Consider the following 406-nt stretch of genomic DNA (forward strand, 5'->3'; position numbering starts at 1 on the left):
TGGTATCGATCTTCTCGGCTTGCCGACGGGAACTCTGTTGTACCTCGGCGACGAGGCTGTGGTCGAGGTCACCGGCCTACGCAACCCGTGCCATCAGATCGACGACTACCAGCAGGGCCTGCTCAAGCAGGTCGTCCACCGGGACGAACACGGCAACGTCGTGCGCAAGGCCGGCATCATGAGCGTCGTCCACACCGGCGGAGAGGTGCGGCCTGGGGACCGGATCAAGGCGGTCTTGCCGGAGGGCCCGCACCGCCCGCTCGAGCGGGTCTGAATGAAAGCTGTAGCAGGGTGTCGAGGAGGCTGACATGACGAACCCCACCGCCCGGTGGGTGATGGGGTGAATGTGGGTCGGCTCCGCGTCCCCGGCATGGTTAGCGGAGACGCGGAGCCGTGTCTGACTAGC

The 406-nt window shown here is 66.0% G+C and carries 1 protein-coding gene; it reads left to right on the forward strand.

The window, feature by feature from the left end; all coding sequences use genetic code 11:
• The coding region (locus tag ELR45_RS25975; RefSeq protein WP_205857287.1) for an MOSC domain-containing protein at positions 1–274 on the forward strand (274 nt) is incomplete at its 5' end.
• Between the last annotated feature and the right edge of the window lie 132 nt (positions 275–406).

Origin of the sequence: Phytoactinopolyspora endophytica (genome assembly GCF_004138495.1) — a bacterium.
Lineage (GTDB): Bacteria > Actinomycetota > Actinomycetes > Jiangellales > Jiangellaceae > Phytoactinopolyspora > Phytoactinopolyspora endophytica.